Consider the following 16062-nt stretch of genomic DNA (forward strand, 5'->3'; position numbering starts at 1 on the left):
GGTGTTGGCGACCAGGTGGAAGCGTTGTCCGTCTCGTCGACGGTCGTCCTGGTTTTTTGCGGACGAACGCGATCGGCGTGATTGGTCTGGATCACGTGACGTCCCGGCTGGCGTCCGGGGCAAATAATGTTATAACATTACATTGAAAATTAACAACGAAAACTTAAGCGGTGTTGTTTCGGCGGGAAGAGCACGGAGGGGAACGGGAGGGCGGCGCGACGAGCGTGTGCGGCGAGGTGTGAAATTGTCCGTGCCGCCGAGTTTCGCCGCCAAGTGGTTCGCCCCGCGCATGGCGAGCTTTCTGAAGCGCTATCCGGATGTGGCGCTGGATCTGACCACGTCGACTGCGTTTGTGGATTTCGAGCTCGACGGCGTCGACCTGGCGATCCGCTATTTCAACGGCGAGGATCCGACGCTCACGGTAGAAAACTGTGCACGGACGAAGCGCACGTGTATGGCGCGCCGGATTACATGAAGCGTCTGAAGATACGGCATCCTGACGATGTGAGGAAGGCGACGCTGCTGCATAACACGCTGCATCCGCACTGGTCGCCGTGGCTCGGTAAGTTCTCGCGTTTGTCCGCTGAACAGATCGCGTCGATTCCCGGGATTCAGTTCGATCGATCGCTGATCGCGATCGACGCTGCCGTGCGCGGACAGGGGCTTATCGATGAAGCGCATACCGCGCTGCGCCGAGCTTCTTCGACTTCCCGCAAAGCCTTGTACAGCAAGGCTGCCAAACGTTTGCGATATTTCCTCGGACAAACCCGGATATTAAAGAAATGCGGCATGCATGTCGTTATCCCATGAAATAAGTCAGGACCATCGGGCACCCGCGCAGCCGGCCGCGCATGGGTTGCCCGAGGAATCAGCTCTACGGGGGAATGAATCTTGAATCACCAACGATCGCCATGGTCGCGTACAGCGGCTCCGGGCGAGGTCATCTATTCGGAAGGCTTCGCGGGCGACGCTGTCATCTACGTTATTGCAGATGGCAAAGTCGAAATCTCCACCCAGTGCGATGAAAAGAAGGTGATTCTCGCCACGCTAGGGAAGGGCGAATTTTTCGGCGAAGCGGCTTTGTTGCCCGCGGAACCGCGCGCGCATACCGCGAAAGCACTCAGCTTCCTGCAACTCACCGTGATCGCGGCGAACATCGTGGAAGAAGAGCTCGAACGCGTGTCGCCGCTGCTGCGTCATATCGTTCGCACCATGATTCGCCGCGTGAAGAAGAAGGACGACATCCTCGCCACCAATACGCACGCCGATTTTCTGCCGGGTGTCGTTTCGTATGCGCACGTTCTCGCGTTGATGGCCGGTGTCGAAAGTGCCGATCGGGATGCCCGCATGCGCCGCGCGCAAGGCGAGGAATTCTCGGTGCCGCTGCCCGAAGTGATCAAGAAGTGCCACGCGATTGCCGGCCATTCCCGTCCCCACGTGATGGCCATGCTCAAACGCATGGAGAAGCTCAACCTGGTCACGCTCGAACCGGGCCGCTCCGAACGCCTCGGCAACACGTCCGCGCGCTATTCGGCGGAAGGCGCGGCGGGCCGCCAGCTCGTCACCTTCGATCCGGTGCGAATCACGGAACGCGCGCAGCAGGTCGCGGATCACGATCTCGATCTGTCGATCAGCAGCGAACTGGAGCTGATCGAACTCGACGATCTGGAAGCGCTGATCGGCGTCGAGAAGAAGGTCATTCTCAACAAGCTGTCTCACGCGGAAATCGCGGAAGATCTGTTCGCGTTTCGCAAGACCCGCGTGTTGAACTACGTCGAGGAAAAAGGCATTACGTATTTTTCGCGTCGCACGGTGCGCGGCGCCAGCGACGTGAATTCGCTCGATGACCTGGAATTCGTCGACCAACGCACGCTGTTCGAAGCTGTCAGCGCATTCGATACCTACGATCTGGCGAAACTGCTTTCCGCAGCGACCGGGCAACCGGCGGCCGAACGGTTGATGTCGGTCATGACCGAGGCGAGAAAGAAAGAAGTGTCGTGGGTCATGCGGCGTGAAATCAAAATCGATCCGCTCGAAATCGCCGAGATCGAGCAGCGCTTTATCGACACGATACGCACGCTTAAAGCGCCTGCGGGCAATGCGATGCCGCACTCCAATCTGAGTGTGTGACGCGATTTGCGTGCTGATCTGCGTGCGGGTTGGCGTGCGGGTTCGTCATCAAGCACGCTGTTTTCATTGCAGGTTCGAAGGCTCGGGCGGCCATTCGAGAGGACGTATGGATCTTTTGACGCTATTGGGCGCCGTGTTCGGCGTCACGGCGATCGTCGCCGGTTTCTCGCTGGAGGGTGGGCACTTTACGGCCCTGTTTCAGCCGGAGGCATTCGTTATCGTGCTGGGCGGCACGCTCGGCGCGGTGATGATCCAGAACACGTGGGCGCGATTCTTCGATGGCGTCAAGCAACTGCGCCTGGCCTTCGTGAGGGCGCGGCAGGTCGACCGCAAGAGCCTGTCGGTTCTGCTCGAATGGGGCGATCAGGCGAAGCTGAACGGCATGCTGGCGTTCGAGTCGATCGAGGCCGGCGGGATCAATCCGTTTGCACAACGAGGGCTCGAACTTCTGGCGAACGGTGTAGCCACGGCCGTGCTCGAAGATGCGCTGCAACGGGAGCTGGATGCGTACGAGCGCAATCACGTGGCGGCTGCGCGAATCTGGCAACAGGCGGGCGGCTACGCACCGACGTTCGGCATTCTCGGCGCGGTGCTCGGCCTGATTCAGGTCACGGGTCATATGCTCGAACCCGCGCAACTGGGGCAAGGTATCGCCACTGCGTTCGTGGCGACGCTCTACGGTCTCGCGTTCGCGAATCTGGTGTTTCTGCCGCTGTACGGCAAGATTCGCGCGCAGGTGGATAGCGAGTTGCGCTTCCGTCGTTTGTATCTCGACGGGTTGCTCGCGATCTCGCGCAAGGAGTCGCCGCATACGATCGAAACGCGTCTGGCCGGCGACGTGCGGGCGAGATCGGCCGAGTTGCTGGGGTAGCGAGCCGCGCGGATCGCGCGTGTGCAGTCGTTCAGGACGGTTCAATCAAACGTGAATTCGAAGCAGGCGTTGCGGGCATGACATTCTCCTCGGGAAACAGACGCTTCAGGGCGGATAAAACCGGCTATCAGGACGCCGACAAGGGCGACGAAGGCGACGAGCAATCCGGCCGCTGGCTGATTTCCTACGCGGATCTCATCACCTCGCTCATGGTGTTATTCCTCGCGTTATACGCATTAGAGCTGGCGAAGAACCGCGAGCTGGAGATCAAGGCGCTCGAGCATCGCGCGGAGAAGACGTTGGCGGTATCGAATGCCGGCGGCACGCCCGACACCGCGAAGAAGCAACTGCTCTCCTTGCTGGAACCACTCAAGAGCAACAGCCAGATTACGATTTCGAACGCGACGCACGGCGTTGAAATCGCGATCAACGCGAAAATCCTTTTTAACTCCGGCGACGCGCGGCTATTACCCGAATCGTTCGGCGTGCTGAGCCAGATTGCCGGCGTGCTGCGCGACCGTTCGAAAAACACCATTCTCGTCGAAGGACATACGGACAGCGTGCCGATCGCCACGGCGAAATTCGAGTCGAACTGGGAGCTGTCATCGGCGAGAGCAGGAGCAGTGGTTCGTTTTTTCGCCGACAAAGGAATCGAAGCGCACCGAATGGCGGCGATAGGTCGAGCCGATAACTTCCCGTTGATCATCGGCGACGACGCCGCCGCTCGCGCCGCGAATCGGCGCGTGACGATTCTCGTCGAGTATTGAAAGCGGAGTACGCGCGTATTGACCGACTGTCGAACACCGCATCGAACAAACCACACAACACAGCCGCTGCTTCTCCCACCCGTTCCACCCAGCCTCCCATTCCGCGCTAAAGTATCGGCAGCGATGCGCGCTGCGCGTCGTTCCGGGAGCCCTCTACGTCATGCCAGTCAATACCTTGCCGGATCCGGTCGCGTCCGCCTGCAGCATCTCGCTAGGCAGCTTTCTGCGCGATCGCCGCTCGCGCCTGCAACCCGGGCCGGAAGCGCAGATCCGCCGCCGCACGCCCGGCCTCAGACGAGAAGAAGTAGCCACCCGCGCCAACGTCAGCGTCGCGTGGTACACGTGGCTCGAACAGGGGCGCGGCGGTCCGCCGTCGAACGAAGTACTGGAGCGGCTCGCTCGTGCGCTCGAACTCGACGCGGCCGGCCGCGAGATGTTGTTTCTGCTCGCGCAGCAACGCCCGCCGCCGCTCAGCCCGGTCGAGACCGCCAGCGTGACGCCGGCTCTGCAACGCGTGCTGGACGGCATGCCCACCAGTGCCGCGATCGTGAAAACGCCGACGTGGGACGTGGTGGCCTGGAATGCGGCCGCCATCGCGGTGCTGGGCGACTACGCCGCACTGCCGGTCCGCGAGCGCAACGTGCTGCGGCGTCTGTTCGGCGATCCCACCCTGCGCGCCTGCCAGCCGCATTGGGAAGAGAGCGCACGCGTGGCGGTGGCCGTGTTTCGCTTCGATATCGCCCGCGTCGGCGGTTCTGCCGAAGCGTCGGCGCTAGCCGCCGAACTCCAGGACAGCAGCGAAGACTTCCGGCGGCTCTGGGCCGAGAACGACGTGCTGAATCATTGGGGCGGCACGAAGCACATGCGCCATTCGGTGGCCGGCTTGCTCACGCTCGAATACGCCGCGTTTCCCGTGGCCGGCGCGGATGGCCTGAGCATGGTCGTCTTCACGCCGGTATCGCCTGCCGACCTCGAAGCGGTCAAAGCGCTCGTATCGCGCCAGACCCAACTTGCGTGAGCGCACAACCTTTTCTGTCAATCGATGCGTCTGCCTCGTCCGCTACCACCATTACTTTCCCTGCGCGCTTTCGAAGCCGCCGCCAGGCTGCTGAGTTTCAGCCACGCCGCGCAGGAACTGTTCGTCACGCAGAGCGCTGTCAGTCATCAGATCCAGAAGCTCGAAGCCGACCTCGGCGTGGCGCTGTTCGAACGGCGCACGCGCGCCGTCGAATTGACCCCGGCGGGCGTCGCTTTTTACGCGCGCGTTCATGACGCATTCGAATTATTGCGGCTCGGCACGCAGGAGGTTCGCGCGCCGTCCGTCGAGCGGACCCGCTTGACCGTCGGCATTCTGGCTTCGTTCGCGACCCGCTGGCTGGCGCCGCGCTTGCAGGATTTTTCGGCCGCGTGTCCGCGTATCGATCTGCAACTGCGCCCCGAGATCGCACTCGCCGACGTGCCGGGCGGCGAAGTGGACGTGGCGATCCGCTATGGCCTCGGCGGCTGGCGCGGCGTGCACGCGCAACGGCTGATGACCGAACGCTTGTCGCTGGTGTGCGCGCCGTCGCTGGTGGCCGGCAGGAGGCGTCCGCGCGAACCTCAGGATCTGTTGCGCTTTCCGCTGCTCACGTCGTATTCGCGGCAGTCGTTCGAATGGGACGCCTGGTGCCGCCGTTTCGGCCTCGATCTGACGCAATCGCAGCAGGTCCATTTGCACGACTACAACATCGTCGTGGAAGCGGCGCTCGCGGGACAAGGCATCGCAATGGGCCGTCACCGCCTGATCGCGCGGCAACTGGCGAGCGGCGAACTGGTCGAGGCGTTACCCGACACCCGACTGGACGACGCCCGCATCGGCTGGTGGTTCGTCACGCCCAAGGGCAACCTGGGCGCGGCGGCGTGCGCGTTCCGCGACTGGCTCGCCGACGCGGCGAAACAGGACGCGTTCGCCGGGGCGGCGAAACAGGACGCGTCGGCGCCGACGCATTAGTTTCGCTCATCCGTGGCGGGGAAAAATTGATTGGTCACGGTATGGGCCGGGCTAATAGGATCGGACTTCCCCATTTTGCCTGGACAATTCGACATGACCTCTTCGATCTCCGCACGCGTTGCAAGCCTCGGTCTCACGCTCGAGCCCGCCGCACCCGCCGCCGCCAATTACGCGCCGTACGTGCAGGAAGGCCAGCTTCTGCACGTGTCCGGTCAGATCTCGCGCAAGGCCGGCCAACCGGCCTATCCTGGACGCCTCGGCGACACCGTATCGGACGACGACGGTATCGAGGCAGCGCGTTCGTCCGCGTTGAGCGTGCTGTCGCAGATCGCCGCCGCGACCGACGACCGCCTGGACCGTGTGGCCCGCGTCGTACGGCTGCGCGTATTCGTTGCCAGCACACCCGATTTCGAGCGCCACAGCGTGATTGCCAACGGCGCGTCGGACCTGATGGTCCAGGTCTTCGGCGAAGTTGGACGGCATGCGCGCAGCGCCGTCGGCGTCGCTTCGCTGCCCGCGGGCGTGGCGGTCGAAGTCGAAGCGGTGATCGCACTCACCTCATTGGAATAACCATGTCCGCTCTTCTTTCGACCGCCGCCGTGGAGGCACTTCGTGCCCGCACGCCAGGCACGCAGCACACCACGCATTTCAATCACGCGGGCGCTTCGCTGCCGTCTTCGGCGACGCTGGAGGCGATTCACGCGCACCTCTGGCGCGAAGCCACCATGGGGCCGATGGAAGCCGGCATCGTCGGACGCGAACAGAGCGAACGCGCACGCGGACTGGCCGCGCGGCTGTTCAATGCGCAGCCCGCCGAGATCGCATTGACCACGGGCAATTCGCCGGGCTGGGGCGCGGCATTTGCCGCGCTGGGTCCGTGGCGAGCGGGCGAACGTATTCTTGTCGGTCGTCACGAATGGGGTGGCAATCTGAGCACGATGCGTGCGCTGGCGCAGCGTGCCGGCGTCTCGATCGACGTGATTCCGTGCGACGCCGACGGCGCGGCGGACCCGCAAGCGCTGGAGGCCATGCTCGACGAGCGCGTACGTCTGATCGCGCTCACCTGGCTGCCGGCGAATGGCGGCTTGATCAATCCGGCCGCGACGATCGGGCAGGTGGCGCGCCGTCACGGCATTGCGTATTTCATCGACGCCGCGCAGGCGGCAGGGCAACTGCCGATCGACGTCGCCGAGCTGGGTTGCGACGTGCTGAGTGCCGCCGGCCGCAAGGCGCTGCGCGGGCCGCGCGGCACGGGTCTGCTGTACGTGCGGCAGACGTTTCTCGCGCGTTTGACGCCGCCCTATACCGACACGCATTCCGCGCCGCTGAACGCTAACGGCGAGCCCGTCTTGCGCGACGACGCGGGGCGCTTCGAATCGGCGGAGGCTGCGCTCGCGCTGCACTGCGGACTGGCGAATGCACTGGAAGAGGCGCTGGCAATCGGCATCGACACGATTCGCTCGCGGATCGACAGCGTGGCGCAACGGTTGCGCGTGCAACTAGCCGAACTGGCTGGCGTGACGGTGCTCGATCTCGGGGCCGAACGTTCCGGGTTGGTGGCGTTCAACGTTGCCGGTCTCGACGCCGTTTCGGTGCAACGCAGGCTGGCCGCGCAGGGCATCGTGATCGGCAGCAACGGCGTCAGCTATACGCCGTTCGACATGACCTCGCGAGGGTTGCAGCAGATCGCGCGCGCGTCGATCAGCTACCTGACCACGGACGCGGAAATCGAACGCCTGCTGAGCGAGATTCGCGCGCTGACCAAGCAGGCGAACTGATCGCAATCAGCCATAAAAAACGGGGCGGCTCTCGCGCGAGAGCCGCCCCGTGGCATGCGGACGAACGGGTTATTCCGCGCCGCGAACAATACGCAGATCGCGTTCCACGCCGTCGCCCAGCGCTTCGAGCGCCTTCTTGTAGGCGTCGCTTTCGTAAGCGGCGACCGCCTGTTCGTAACTCGGATACTCGATCACGACCGTGCGTTCCTTCAGGCCCTGCTCGCGAGCCTCTTCAGCCACGCCACGCACGACGAACTTGCCGCCTGCAGCCGCCACGGCCGGCGCTGCGAGTTGCCCATAGGCGGCCAGTTTCGACGCGTCCTTGATGGCGCGATATGAGGTTACCCAATAGCCCTTGCTCATTTGAATCTCCTGGTTCGGTGAGAATGCGGTCGCTGCATTGCACAGCAGACAACCGGCATTATGTCGCTTTCCGGCAGGGCGGGCGGCGCGGCATGACCATGATGAACCTCAGCCGCGCCTGATGCCGCGCTCAGGCCGTTCACGCATGCGCCACCGGCAGATTGCCGGCAATGGTTTCCGCGATGATGTCCTTGAGGCGAGCCACCGCCGGTTCCAAAGTACGCGTGCCGCCATGCAGCGACACTTGCAGCGTGGGCGCGCGCACCGTGGGCAGCGCCAGCGCATCGCCCACTACCCGTAGCTTCGCAGGCAATCCGGCGGGCGTGCGCAGCGTCACGCCGAGGCCCGCTTCCACGGCGGCCCACAAACCGGGCAAGCTCGGACTCGTCAACGCGATTCGCCACGGCAGGCCGGCTTTATCCAATGCTTCCAGCGCGCGTTGCCGGAAGAAACACGGCGCCTCGAACAGCACGAGCGGAATCGGCTCGCCTCTGGCCCACAACCTTTCCTCCGACGCCGGCCCAATCCAGACCAGATCCACCGCACCGACCGGTTCGGCGTCGGCGCGGCTCTCCTGACCCAGCGACAGCACGAGATCGAGCTCGCCCTTGTCGAGCCGTTCGAGCAGACGCCGGTTGCCTTCCACCGCCGCTTCGATCCGCACCGCCGGATGCGCGCGCTTGAACCGGCCGAGCACCGTAGGCAGCCACGTTTCGGCGAAATCGGCGGGCAAACCGATGCGCACCAGGCCGTCGATCGCGAAGCCGCGCACCGCGCTCACCGCCTCGTCGTTGAGTTCCAGAATGCGCCGCGCGTAGGCCAGCATCACGTCGCCGGCGGGCGTTAGCGCGAGGCCGCGACCCTGCTTCTGAAACAGCGCCTCGCCCACGCTTTCCTCGATCTTGCGCAACTGCTGGCTGACCGCCGACTGCGAGCGCCCGAGGCGGTCGGCCGCGCGATTGAAGCTGCCGAGTTGCTGCGCGGTGACCAGCGTGCGCAGCACGTCCATGTCGAGATTGATCCGGTTCATCGTTCGGTTTTGTGAATGTGTCGGATAAGAATTATTCAATTTTCTAAATATTCTAGGACGTTTAAGGTTCCCGAATCGGAAAACTTCGGGACCCCAGCGTCACCGCCCTCATGACTCCCCACACCATTCGGCTCTATGGCGCGACGACCGCCAGTTCGAAAATCGGCACGGGTTTTTTCTTCCTCATCAATACGTGGCTGATCATCGATATCACCGGGCACGCGTCGAGCGCGGCGCTCAGTCTGATCATGACGGTGCTGCCGGGTTTGCTGTTGTCGCCGGCGATCGGCCTCATGATCGACCGGGGCGACCCCGCCAGACTCGCGTATCGCGCCGACCTGTTTCGATGGGCCATGCTGCTCGCCTACGCCGGACTCTATGCCGGCGGACACGCGACGGCGGCGTCGGCCTATGCGATCAGCTTTCTCGTCGCGCTGGGCAACGAAGTCCAGGTGCTGTCATGGCGCGCGGCGCTCGCGCGCAATGCAAGCGCCGACGACATGCTGCGCCTCAACGCGTTGACGGTGGTCACGGGTCAAACCGGGCAGGTGCTGGGCGCGGCGGCGTCGGGCATCGTGCTGGCGTCGATCGGTGCGGCCGCAACGGTCTGCGTGGCCGGCGCGACCTATTTGCTGGCGGGCGTTTTTGGGTGGCTCACGGCGCGTCGGTTGGCGGCGGCGGGGCACGCGGTGACCTTCTCTCAAGGTGAAGGCAAGCCTAAACACTATTGGCGAGATCTTCGCGCGGGCGGCGCGCATATTGTCGAGCGTCCCGAGATCGGCTTTTTCTACGGCCTGTTCGTCGCCAACATGAGCGTGGTGTTCGGCATGAATGCGATGCTCGCGCCGTTCGTGCGGGAGGAACTGCATTTGAGCGCGGCCGCATTCGGCAAGATCGATGCGGGCTACGCCTTAGGCGCAATCGTCGGCGGGTTCTTCGTGGTGCGGCTCGCGAATCGTTTCGGGCGGCGCACGGTCCTGCTGCTCGGTCTCGGCATCGCGGCCGCGTGTCTGCTGGCGTTCTCGGCATGCCGGGGACAGTTGGCTGCTTTCGCGATTTACGCCGGGTTGGGGGCGAGCTTTCAGAGCAGCGTGATCGCACTCAGCACGGCGCAACGTGCGACGGATTCCGCCTACCAGGGGCGCGTCAGCGCCAGCTTCAATGCGATCAATGGCCTGGCGGGGCTGGTGGTGTACGTGATCGTCGCGGCGAGCGCCGGACATCATCTTTATCGCCAGCTTTATCTGGCGCAAGCGAGCGCGTTGGCGCTGCTGATTCCGGTCGTTCTGCTCGCCCAGCCGGCAGCGTCGCATCGGCCTGCTTCTGACACCGGCGCCTTCGGTTTCCATGCCCGCATCGTCGTTGCCGGCGTCGTCCAATTAACGCGGACGTCATGTCATTTTCGCTGCGCTTTTCCTGCTTCATTTTGCCCGCTTCATTCACCCTGACCATGAACCCAACTACGATGCTCAAGCTCATCTTCCCCGCGCTGTTGTCCTTATCCGCCGCCCTGGTTTCGCCGTCCTCGCATGCCGCCGACAACACCCCGCCGGCGTCGCCGCTGGCCGGCACCTGGTCGCTCGTGGCCGCGGACGTCATCAAACCCGACGGCGCCCGCGCGCCCGATTTCGGCGCCGCGCCGCAAGGCATGTTGCAGATCGACCGCGAAGGCCGTTACACGCTGCAGATTTTCAGAGCCGAGCGGCCACGGTTCGCCTCGGGCGATAAACAGACCGGCACACCGGCCGAATACACGGCCGCCGTGCTGGGGTCCAGCACGCACTTCGGCACGATCACGGTCGACGCGGTGGCGCATACGCTGACGTTTCAGATCGACAAGGCGTCGTTTCCGAACTGGGAAGGGCAGACGCAAACCCGCCACTATGAACTGATGGGCGACGAACTCAGCTATCGCGTCGTACCGAGACCGAATGGCGACGTGCCGATTTCGGTCTGGCACCGCCTGCGTTGAGCGACGCGCGATGCGCGCCGACCTGAAAGAAGCATGCATCGTTCGAGCGCCGGTGACGAGGTTCGACTCACCCCATCATCGGCGCCCGCTCGAACGTTCAGCTCGTCACGAGCACGAGCACGAGTCGGCCCGAGTGCTTACTTCTTGAACGAATGGCTGCTGATATACGAAGCGAGCTTCGCGATATCCACGCTGCCCCATCCCGTGGGATAGTCCCAGCCCGTGCCGGCCTTATAGCCATAACCGCCGTAGCCGTTATTGCCCGACTTCACGTCATGCACGATGGACGGCGTCGCCTTGATCGCGCTGTACAAACTGGCCGCCGGGAAACCGAGGCTGTTCGAATTGGCGCTCTGCACGCGCGCCCACAGGCCGACGAAAATCGGCGAAGCGAGACTCGTGCCGCCGATCTGCTGAAGCTGGCCGTAGTTGTAGATCATCGCGCCCGTGCTTTGCGCCGCGTCGAACGAAATGTCCGGCAACAGACGCTGGCCCGGCGTGCCGGTCACCACCGACTGCCACGACGGCTTGCTCTCGAACGCGCTGAAGCCGCCACCGGTCGCCCACAGCTTGCCGTTGCCGTCGAGTCCTTCGTTCCACACGGTCTCGTTCGACCATGCGCCGCCCGAGGTCGTGTAAAGCGTCGTGCCGCCGACAGCGATTACGTTCGGCGACGAGGCCGGCCACGACACCGAATACGTGCTGCCGTCCGGATAGCCGCGGTTGTTGCACTCGTACACGCCTTCGTCGCCGGACGAAACCGAGAACGTCTGACCTTGCGCGGCGCCGGCCGCGAAGATGCGGTCTTCGGCTTGCAGCGTGCCGTCCGCATTCGCGTCCGCTTCGCACCAGCCGAGCGACACGTTGATCACCTTGGCGGTGTCGTCGGAGACGGCCTGGTTGAACGCCTGCGTGAGGCCGGTGTTGCCCGACGCGCTGTCGTCGGCCATGTAGAACAGCAACTGTTGCACCGCGCCGCCCGCCGAGCCGACGATCGACTGGCTGTCCAGATCCCACTCGCCCTGGCCGTCCTGGTCGTCGCTGTAGTCACCATTAGGCGAGCCGGTCTGGATGGCCTGCGTGTTGACCGCGGCGAGGTTGTTCGCGCTGGTGAACTGCTGCAAGTCCTGCAGCGTTTGCGACACACCGCCTTGCGTGATGATGCCGACCGTGGTGTTCGCGGCGGTGGGCAGGCTGGTGGCGTCGTAGATCGCCGGGAATTCGGTCGGGTAGTGCGCCTTCGCGGTGCCCGAGGCCAGCGTCTTCACGGCCGTGCGGTTGCCGATCTTCAGCAGCGGATGCGCACGCGCGACGTTCTGCAGGCCCAGCACCGAGCCGACGATCTCGCCCAGGTTCTGCGGCACTTGCGCCGCCGCGATATTCGCGTAGCCGCTCTTGCCGTTCAACTGATAGCGCACCAGCGGCGTATTGAAGGCCGATTTGACCGCGCCGGCGCTGCCGTCGGCGGAGATCAGCAGGCGGTTCGCCGCGACCCGGATATTGACGAAGCCGTTCTTGCGCAGATGCGCGACGACCTGCTGCACCTGCGCCTCGGTCGGCGCGTACTGATCGACGAACTGCTGCCGCTTGAGGAACTTGCCGAACTGCGCGTTGCCCGGTTGATTGACCGACTGCGCGAACGCCTTCAGCTTCGCCTCATCGCGTAGCTTCAGGCTGACCACGATATGCGTGCTCTCGCCGGCGGCGAGTTCGAGCAGGGGCGTAGCGCTGAGCGAGCGCGTCTGCACCTGGCTGGGGGTGACGAACGCCTTCGTGTCGGTCGCCGTCCACAAGGTGGACGACGACGCCGACGCCGCGAACACGGCGCACGAAGCCATGGCGAGAGGCAAGGCAACGGCCGCGTGACGCTTTAGGCCGAAAGCCGTTCGATTTGCGATTGACGATTTCATGTGACCTCCTGAGACAACAGCGCGAGGAGACGCCGGAATCTACCTTGTGGGTAATTCAGGTCGAATTTGTATAAAGATGAAATACCGTCTCGCGGCGCAGTTATGGGTGGTAATTAAGGGGCGCTCGGTTAAATATCGTGAGCGACGCAAAATTACCGTTCATTACACGGAGTCGGTACCTATCAGAATGGATAGTTGATGCGCAGGCGGGTTATCCGTCTTTAAATTTTCGTTTCGATTGAAGCGGCTGTTTTATTTCGCTTTTCCGATGCCGATTGCATGCCGGTAGCCTCTTCTGGCTTGTCCTGACGAAAAATGGAGGCGAAATTCTAATTAACTATTTTGATCTCAACATTCTATTTTAATTACAATTTCATTTCGGTTTTATAATTCGAATATCGCTTATTGATGAAAGTAAAAAGCTTATTATGCGATTCGCAACCCATTCTTACCGCAATCGGAGGCGGGTAATGTGACTATTGCCGGATTTTGCGAATGGCCTTGCGCTCTTCGCGCTGAAGCGCGCTATTCGCGCAGATCGCAGCGCGCATTGACGGCGCGGTGACGCGGTGACGTGATTTCCCCTGCATGTCGGCCGCCTTGGCGCGCAACTCATCCGTTATTTTTTCCTCAGACGATTGAATATTTTTTCCTATCTGACGTTGTACATTGGCAAGGAGATAGTGTTCGGAGCGCGTTACGCATGGTCAGGCATCGGTTTCACCCCGTACTTTTTTGCGCGATGTTCGCCGCGCTCACGTTGTTCTCACCGACCGGCCGCGCGCAATACACCACCGACTGGCTGGCGAACACCTTCGGCACGCTCGCCACGCACGTGGGCAACGGCGCGCGCTCGCTGTGGGTCGCGCCGGAGGGCGTGATCTATACCGCCTCGCTGTGGGACGAAAACGAAGGCGGCGTCGCGATCTATCAGAACGGCCAGAGCGCCGGTTCGATCGGCACGCATGCCGATTTCCAGGGCAGTGCGATCACCGGCAACGCCACCTCGATCTTCGCGGCCTTGCAGTACAACCGCTCGTTCGGCAGCGGCTCGGTAGGGCGTTACAACCGGACCACCCAGACACGCGATCTGGTGATTCCCGTCAGCGTATGGACGGCCGTGCCGCATGCCGATGTCATCACCGGCCTCGCGACCGCCGGCTCGCTGCTGTATGCGAGCGACTTCTTCGGCAATCGCGTGCGCGTTTTCACGACCGACGGCGTCTTGCAGCGCGACATCACGGTGACGAGCCCCGGCGCGCTGGCGCTGGATAGCGCGGGCAATCTGTGGGTCGCGCAACAGAGCACGGGCGCGATCGTCGAGTTCAGCCCGGCCGGCGCGACGTTGAACACGATCCAGATGGCCGCCACGTCGCGGCCCTCGGCGTTGTATTTCGACGCCACGTCGGGGCAACTGCTGGTGGGGGACCAGGGCCCGGATATGAACATCAAGCGGTACAGCATCGCGGGCGCGCCGACGCTGGTCGGCACGTTCGGCATTCAGGGCGGTTATCTCGACACCACCAGCGGCGTCAAGGGCCAGGTGGGCGACAAGCGCTTTACGCGCGTCGCGGGCATCGGCAAGGACGCGGCGGGCAATCTTTATGTGCTCAACAATCCGTGGGGCGGCAGTTGGGACATGGGCCGCAACGGCGTGACCGATCTGCACGCGTACGACAGCAACGGCAATCTGCAATGGAAACTGCAGGCGTTGAACTTCGAGGCGGTCGCGGCGCCGGATCCGTCCACGGACGGCGCCTACTTCTACAGCGGCGCGCACATCTACACCGGCACGGCGGGCGGCACCTTCGTCGCGAATACGGTCGATCCGTTTACCTATCCGTCCGACCCGCGTCTGAACATGAACGACACGCAACGCGACGAGCATTTCGGGCAGCTCGTCACGGTAGGCGGCAACCGGATTCTGGTGGCGTCCGGGCAGAACCCCGGGATCTTCTACTTCTATCATTTCAACGCGGCGAGCGGCTATATCGCGATTCCCGACGCGTCGATTCCGGGCACGACGTTCAATACGACCCGTCAGGTCACGGGCGGATTTTGTATCGATAGCAAGGGAGATGTGTGGGCGGGTCTGGACCGCACGAATCAGATCTATCACTACCCGCTGACCGGTTTCGACGGCACGGGCAAGCCGCTGTGGGGACCGGGCGTGACGATCTCCATACCGCAGAGCATCCGGCCGTTGACGCGCATTCTCTACCTGCCCGAAAGCGACACGATGATTCTCGCGCAGGGCATTGCCGGCAGTTGGGACTGGACCGCAATGCTGTCGCGCATCGAGATTTATCACGGCTGGAGCGCGGGCAACACGACGCGGCCCAATCCGGTGATCAACCTCACCAGCGCGAATCCAAAGTCGATCGCGGCAGCCGGCAATTATCTGTTCGTCGGCTACGTCCACACGGTGCCCAATATCGACGCCTTCAATCTGACTACGGGGCAACTCGACACCACGTTGATCAACGCGAGTCCGGCGACCGTGGACGTGGGCAACGACGTCGATTCGATGTACGGGCTGCGGGCGTTTCTGCGCGCCTCGGGCGAATACGTGATCACGAAAGACAACTACAACGGTTCGAGTATCGTGGTGCATCGCTGGACGCCGTGACGGCGTGGGCGGCGCAGGCTATCGGCTAAGATACGGCCCGCGATGCAATTTTCCGAACAGAAGGAGTGGTTTCAGTGATTCAACCGAGCAACGTATTCAAGGACAACCTCGCGCAAATGCCCGCTATCGACGGCGTTGCGCGTATCGATCTGCTCGACGGCAACGGCGCCGTGGTGGCGAGCATCGAGAACAAGCCGGGCAAGCAGGGTTCGCTCGCGGTGTACCACTACCTGCAGCAGACGTTCGGCACGCTGGACGCCAACGCGGCCCAGCAGGGTCTCGCGCTGTTCGCGGAGCACACCGCCGACGCACGCAATCGCCCCGGCGCACATCCGAACGTCGACCTTCTGCTCGCGATCGTGGCGGGCGGCCCGGCATTGCGGATTCACGTCGTCGCGGCGGGTTAAATCCGTCTTCGCATTCATGGCGAAATAGAAATCGCCCGGCTTGATCGTTAAATAATGAGCATTTCATTATGCGCGGCCCAAGCCGGGATTTTCTCCCGTGCCGCCCACGGCGGCATCGGCAAACCTATCCGCAGTACACCTGCTCAATACCGTTGATGGATTCCGCATAAGCTGCGAAGAAAGCCCACACAGCGGGCGGCAATACTCTTATCATC

General features: G+C 63.1%; 16 protein-coding genes. 13 read left to right on the forward strand and 3 right to left on the reverse strand.

The window, feature by feature from the left end; translation table 11 throughout:
* The first annotated feature begins 250 nt into the window (after window positions 1-250).
* From BX591_RS36925 to BX591_RS13285, 9 genes are all read left to right on the forward strand, one after another.
* Window positions 251-475 carry a LysR substrate-binding domain-containing protein gene (locus BX591_RS36925; RefSeq protein ID WP_244147006.1) on the forward strand — a complete coding sequence of 75 codons (225 nt, stop codon included), beginning with the start codon at window positions 251-253 and terminating at the stop codon, window positions 473-475.
* Window positions 472-810 (forward strand): type 2 periplasmic-binding domain-containing protein, encoded by a 339-nt coding sequence (locus BX591_RS36930; RefSeq protein ID WP_244146997.1) that lies wholly within the window; start codon window positions 472-474, stop codon window positions 808-810. The genes BX591_RS36925 and BX591_RS36930 overlap by 4 nt, the downstream gene beginning before the upstream one ends.
* Before the next feature lie 81 nt (window positions 811-891).
* Window positions 892-2130, forward strand: a complete 1239-nt coding sequence (locus tag BX591_RS13255) for a Crp/Fnr family transcriptional regulator (RefSeq protein WP_111931888.1) — start codon at window positions 892-894, stop codon at window positions 2128-2130.
* Between the two features lie 106 nt (window positions 2131-2236).
* Entirely contained in the window at window positions 2237-3001 is a 765-nt protein-coding gene (locus BX591_RS13260; protein ID WP_111931889.1) for a flagellar motor protein, read from the forward strand.
* 77 nt (window positions 3002-3078) lie between these two features.
* Window positions 3079-3768 carry an OmpA family protein gene (locus tag BX591_RS13265; RefSeq protein ID WP_111931890.1) on the forward strand — a complete coding sequence of 230 codons (690 nt, stop codon included), beginning with the start codon at window positions 3079-3081 and terminating at the stop codon, window positions 3766-3768.
* A 160-nt stretch (window positions 3769-3928) separates the two neighbouring features.
* On the forward strand, window positions 3929-4786 hold the full coding sequence (locus BX591_RS13270) for a helix-turn-helix transcriptional regulator (RefSeq protein ID WP_111931891.1): 858 nt from the start codon (window positions 3929-3931) through the stop codon (window positions 4784-4786).
* A 24-nt stretch (window positions 4787-4810) separates the two neighbouring features.
* Window positions 4811-5758: a transcriptional regulator GcvA gene (gene gcvA / locus BX591_RS13275; RefSeq protein WP_111931892.1), complete on the forward strand. Its 948-nt coding sequence runs from the start codon at window positions 4811-4813 to the stop codon at window positions 5756-5758.
* Between the two features lie 93 nt (window positions 5759-5851).
* Entirely contained in the window at window positions 5852-6328 is a 477-nt protein-coding gene (locus BX591_RS13280; RefSeq protein WP_111931893.1) for a RidA family protein, read from the forward strand.
* 2 nt (window positions 6329-6330) lie between these two features.
* A complete protein-coding gene (locus BX591_RS13285) occupies window positions 6331-7536 on the forward strand; it encodes an aminotransferase class V-fold PLP-dependent enzyme (RefSeq protein WP_111931894.1) in 1206 nt (401 codons plus the stop codon).
* A gap of 69 nt (window positions 7537-7605) precedes the next feature.
* On the opposite strand, the gene BX591_RS13290 is transcribed toward BX591_RS13285, so the two are convergent.
* Window positions 7606-7899 carry a DUF1330 domain-containing protein gene (locus BX591_RS13290; protein WP_111931895.1) on the reverse strand — a complete coding sequence of 98 codons (294 nt, stop codon included), beginning with the start codon at window positions 7897-7899 and terminating at the stop codon, window positions 7606-7608.
* 139 nt (window positions 7900-8038) lie between these two features.
* Complete coding sequence (locus BX591_RS13295; RefSeq protein WP_111931896.1) at window positions 8039-8929, reverse strand: LysR substrate-binding domain-containing protein; 891 nt, start codon at window positions 8927-8929, stop codon at window positions 8039-8041.
* Window positions 8930-9039: 110 nt separating this feature from the next.
* Here BX591_RS13295 and BX591_RS13300 point away from each other — a divergent pair, with 110 nt between their 5' ends.
* Window positions 9040-10377, forward strand: a complete 1338-nt coding sequence (locus BX591_RS13300) for an MFS transporter (protein WP_111931897.1) — start codon at window positions 9040-9042, stop codon at window positions 10375-10377.
* 17 nt (window positions 10378-10394) lie between these two features.
* The gene (locus BX591_RS13305) at window positions 10395-10901 is read left to right on the forward strand and encodes a lipocalin-like domain-containing protein (RefSeq protein WP_244146998.1); all 507 of its coding nucleotides are present in this window, start codon (window positions 10395-10397) and stop codon (window positions 10899-10901) included.
* Between the two features lie 137 nt (window positions 10902-11038).
* Here the strand turns inward: BX591_RS13305 and BX591_RS13310 are convergent, their stop codons facing one another.
* Window positions 11039-12811, reverse strand: a complete 1773-nt coding sequence (locus BX591_RS13310) for a S53 family peptidase (protein ID WP_420849369.1) — start codon at window positions 12809-12811, stop codon at window positions 11039-11041.
* 703 nt (window positions 12812-13514) lie between these two features.
* Here BX591_RS13310 and BX591_RS13315 point away from each other — a divergent pair.
* Both BX591_RS13315 and BX591_RS13320 read left to right on the forward strand, forming a co-directional pair.
* Entirely contained in the window at window positions 13515-15440 is a 1926-nt protein-coding gene (locus BX591_RS13315) for an SMP-30/gluconolactonase/LRE family protein (protein ID WP_111931899.1), read from the forward strand.
* Window positions 15441-15514: 74 nt separating this feature from the next.
* The gene (locus BX591_RS13320) at window positions 15515-15847 is read left to right on the forward strand and encodes a DUF2322 family protein (protein ID WP_111931900.1); all 333 of its coding nucleotides are present in this window, start codon (window positions 15515-15517) and stop codon (window positions 15845-15847) included.
* Window positions 15848-16062 lie beyond the last annotated feature (215 nt).

The sequence above is a fragment of the Paraburkholderia bryophila genome (assembly GCF_003269035.1).
Classification (GTDB): domain Bacteria; phylum Pseudomonadota; class Gammaproteobacteria; order Burkholderiales; family Burkholderiaceae; genus Paraburkholderia; species Paraburkholderia bryophila.

Coding starts and splice junctions, on each gene's coding strand:
- BX591_RS36930 (WP_244146997.1), top strand. CDS start 472: ATGAAGCGTCTGAAGATACGGCATCCTGACGATGTGAGGAAGGCGACG.
- BX591_RS13260 (WP_111931889.1), top strand. CDS start 2,237: ATGGATCTTTTGACGCTATTGGGCGCCGTGTTCGGCGTCACGGCGATC.
- BX591_RS13265 (WP_111931890.1), top strand. CDS start 3,079: ATGACATTCTCCTCGGGAAACAGACGCTTCAGGGCGGATAAAACCGGC.
- BX591_RS13270 (WP_111931891.1), top strand. CDS start 3,929: ATGCCAGTCAATACCTTGCCGGATCCGGTCGCGTCCGCCTGCAGCATC.
- gcvA (WP_111931892.1), top strand. CDS start 4,811: ATGCGTCTGCCTCGTCCGCTACCACCATTACTTTCCCTGCGCGCTTTC.
- BX591_RS13280 (WP_111931893.1), top strand. CDS start 5,852: ATGACCTCTTCGATCTCCGCACGCGTTGCAAGCCTCGGTCTCACGCTC.
- BX591_RS13285 (WP_111931894.1), top strand. CDS start 6,331: ATGTCCGCTCTTCTTTCGACCGCCGCCGTGGAGGCACTTCGTGCCCGC.
- BX591_RS13290 (WP_111931895.1), bottom strand. CDS start 7,899: ATGAGCAAGGGCTATTGGGTAACCTCATATCGCGCCATCAAGGACGCG.
- BX591_RS13295 (WP_111931896.1), bottom strand. CDS start 8,929: ATGAACCGGATCAATCTCGACATGGACGTGCTGCGCACGCTGGTCACC.
- BX591_RS13300 (WP_111931897.1), top strand. CDS start 9,040: ATGACTCCCCACACCATTCGGCTCTATGGCGCGACGACCGCCAGTTCG.
- BX591_RS13305 (WP_244146998.1), top strand. CDS start 10,395: ATGCTCAAGCTCATCTTCCCCGCGCTGTTGTCCTTATCCGCCGCCCTG.
- BX591_RS13310 (WP_420849369.1), bottom strand. CDS start 12,811: ATGAAATCGTCAATCGCAAATCGAACGGCTTTCGGCCTAAAGCGTCAC.
- BX591_RS13315 (WP_111931899.1), top strand. CDS start 13,515: ATGGTCAGGCATCGGTTTCACCCCGTACTTTTTTGCGCGATGTTCGCC.